The sequence below is a fragment of the Chryseobacterium sp. GP-SGM7 genome (genome assembly GCF_049166575.1).
Classification (GTDB): Bacteria; Bacteroidota; Bacteroidia; order Flavobacteriales; family Weeksellaceae; genus Chryseobacterium.
Genome location: NZ_JBMHFF010000011.1, coordinates 1 through 3,156, shown reverse-complemented (window position 1 = coordinate 3,156; position 3,156 = coordinate 1). Strand labels below are relative to the sequence as shown.

Sequence of the window (3,156 nt, the reverse complement as noted above, 5' to 3'; positions counted from 1 at the left end):
AGAATTTATATCAAACCAGGTATTAAGAAGTTCGGTTACTATCAAAGATAAAAAGGGAAATAATAAATCTTCTCATAAAATCGTGAAAGGTCAGTTCAGTTCTTTATCAGCAACCACGAAAGGAGAAACGTATGAGGATAATATGAGCAGAAGTTTTTTATTGGCAGTTGATGAAAGCAAAGAACAAACACAGAGAATCATCCAATATCAGAACATGAGAAATGCAGGGGAAATCGACAGAAACGAGCAAGAGAAAGCAATCGGTTTTATACAGAAATTAGTCAGAAATTTAAAGCATTACGAAGTGATCAATCCGTATGCAACAAAACTGAATCTTCCTGAGAAGGTTCATAAAATAAGGAGACTCAACGAAATGTATCAAGCGGTTATTAAACAAGTTACCTTTTTAAATCAGTATCAACGCGAAACCCGAAACTCGTATCTCATAACTGAAATCGAAGATATAGAACAGGCTACAGAAGTATTGTTTGAGAGCATTGTTTTAAAGGTTGATGAATTAGACGGAAGTCTGAGACAGTTTTTTGAAAGATTGAAGAAGTTTATAAAAAGTGCTGAAAAAGACTTTATACAAAGAGAAATAAGACAAGAATTTAATCTATCAAAAACGCAGTTACAGCGGTATATCAATACACTTTTAGAGCTGGAATATATTAAGCAGGTTGGAGGATTTAATAATACAGGAATCCGCTATAAGGTAAGTTATTGGGATAATTATCAGAAGCTTAGAGCAGAAATAAAAGACTATTTACTGAAGCAGACTAAGGAACTTAAGACTAAATAAAAAATAGGTTTGGGTCACAGTGGTTCGCCAATGGTTCACGAGAATAAACACCTACGATTGTATAAGTCACTTATTATTAATCATTTATCAATTATAAATTATTTGGTGACCCAAAATTTAAAATATTGAGTAAGCAAAACCATCATACTTAGTAAATCATGGAAGAATTTAGAAGATATTTAGAGCTTAGAAACTATCAGAAAAAGAATGTCTATGGGATTTTATCAATGGTTAAAGAACATTTAAGATATATAGAAAAAGGAAATTTACCGTCTGAATATATTGGTTATTTAAAACAGAGAAAGCATAAAACATATACCGGGAAAAACTTGAGTATCAACACCATCAACAACCATTTATTTGCATTAAAAATCTATAAAGATTACCTGAAAAACATAGAACAGAAAGAAACCGATCTTATCATCTGTAAAACGTTTCAGAAGGAGATTAAACCGATAGAAATATTAAGTCCGGAGGAAATACAAATCCTGCTTGAAAGCACGACCAACACGAGAGATAAAGCAGCTTTATGCTGCTTATATTATTTAGGATTAAGAGCAGGAGAAGCGGCAGAATTATTACTCGCAGATGTAGATTTAGAAAATGCAAAAGTACTCATAAGAAAATCTAAAACAGGTTATCAGAGAGAAGTCCCGATCTATCACAAAGCTTTAGAAATATTTACAGATTATGTACAGATAAGAGAAGGTAAAGGAGAATGTTTTTTACAGGGATTAAAGGGAAATTTAACGACTTCCGGAATAGAGTTTATTGTAGAGAAAATCACAGAGAAAAGCAGTATTACAAAGAAAATATATCCACATTTATTACGTCACAGTATTGCAACCCATTTACTGAAAAACGGAATGGAACTCGAAAAAGTAAGTAGATTTTTAGGACACAGAAGTTTAGAAAGTACACAGAGATACACCCATTTATGAATGAATTTTTACAGTATTTAAAAGACAATTATCATTATACCGAAAACACAATTACAGAAAAGGAAAAGCAGGTTTTACTATGGAAAAATCTATGTTCCGGGAAACAGGATTTTGATAAAATAAACACTCAGGAACTATTAAAGATTATAGAATTACAGCAGAAAAAATATACATTAATTACGATTAATAATCAGCTCAAAACCATAGAACAATACTTTGAATATTTACAGTTTACAGGAAAAAGAAAAGATCATCCGCTAAAAAATTTTAGAATAAAAACAGCGAAGAAACCACTCATTACAGGATTTTTAACAGAAGAAGAATTACAGAATATTGAAAAAGAATTTAGAGAAAGAAAATATAAAAAAGGACAGTTTGAATTATTTGGAAAACGCAACAGAGTTATTGTAGGATTATTAATTTATCAGGGATTAAGTTCGGGATGTTTAAGAGAACTGAAAGTAAAAGATATTGATTTACAAAAAGGAATTATAAAAGTTCCACAAGCCACAGAAAGCCGGTTAAAAGAAAGAATCTTGCCATTGAAAGCATCACAAATATTAGAGCTTTACAAATACATGAATGAAGTAAGAACCGAATTATTACAAATCTCAAAAACGGTAAAAGAAACAGATAAGTTATTTATTGTCAGTGAGAAAACAAAATTTAGCAGCATCACTAAACAAATCCGGAAACAGATTAATATCGAAAATTTACAACTCATCAGAAACAGCAGAATAAATCTCTGGCTGAAACAATATAATTTAAGAGAAGTTCAGTACAAATCAGGATTTAGATATTTAAGAAGCCTGGAATATTTTAACCAAACCGAGCTCGAAAATCTGAAACAGGAAATCGAGAAATATCTGTCCTGAAACGCCACAGCAAATTACATAATCAAAATTATACGCAAATTGCCATCGCCAAACGTTGCCTTCCACTCCGCTGAAGCTACGTTACAGGCAAGCCAACCGCATTTTTGCCTATAATTTGGGATTATGTAAAATGCTTTCCTTTGCTTCGTGCAGAGCACTGCGCAGCCAACGCTCTGAAAGTTCTCCGACAGAAATTTTAGTCCATCAAACTACCGAAACCCACGAATCTCCCTTCGCCGACTTTTTCGTCTCTAATACAACGAAAAATATTAAAATGTGGATAAAGCCGGCGCTGAATCCCACCACTATTTTACCCACATTTTAACATTTTACAACAACACCGACAACGAAACAACTTTTCTTTTTCAATTGAAATTTTAGCAATCGAAACCCATAATTTTTTTTTCAATTGAAAAGAAAAAACTGTACTTTTGAGAAAAGCGAGCAAGCGAAGAAGTTCACAGTGAAAAGCCTCGCGCAAGAAAAACTTGAGTAGAGAAATCTTGAAAAGTAGTGTAGACTACGGAATGTATGATTA

2 protein-coding genes and 1 pseudogene are annotated in these 3,156 nt (G+C 32.4%); all 3 read left to right on the top strand.

Annotated elements, in window-relative coordinates:
* A pseudogene (locus ACOOWA_RS18040) lies at positions 1–802 on the top strand (hypothetical protein); the annotation flags it as partial.
* A 158-nt stretch (positions 803–960) separates the two neighbouring features.
* Entirely contained in the window at positions 961–1,743 is a 783-nt protein-coding gene (locus tag ACOOWA_RS18035; RefSeq protein ID WP_421372235.1) for a tyrosine-type recombinase/integrase, read from the top strand.
* On the top strand, positions 1,740–2,618 hold the full coding sequence (locus ACOOWA_RS18030) for a tyrosine-type recombinase/integrase (protein WP_421372237.1): 879 nt from the start codon (positions 1,740–1,742) through the stop codon (positions 2,616–2,618). The genes ACOOWA_RS18035 and ACOOWA_RS18030 overlap by 4 nt, the downstream gene beginning before the upstream one ends.
* The last annotated feature ends 538 nt before the right edge of the window (positions 2,619–3,156 follow it).

Excerpts from the sequence above, each read along its gene's own strand:
- ACOOWA_RS18035 (WP_421372235.1), top strand. The coding sequence starts at position 961 with ATGGAAGAATTTAGAAGATATTTAGAGCTTAGAAACTATCAGAAAAAG.
- ACOOWA_RS18030 (WP_421372237.1), top strand. The coding sequence starts at position 1,740 with ATGAATGAATTTTTACAGTATTTAAAAGACAATTATCATTATACCGAA.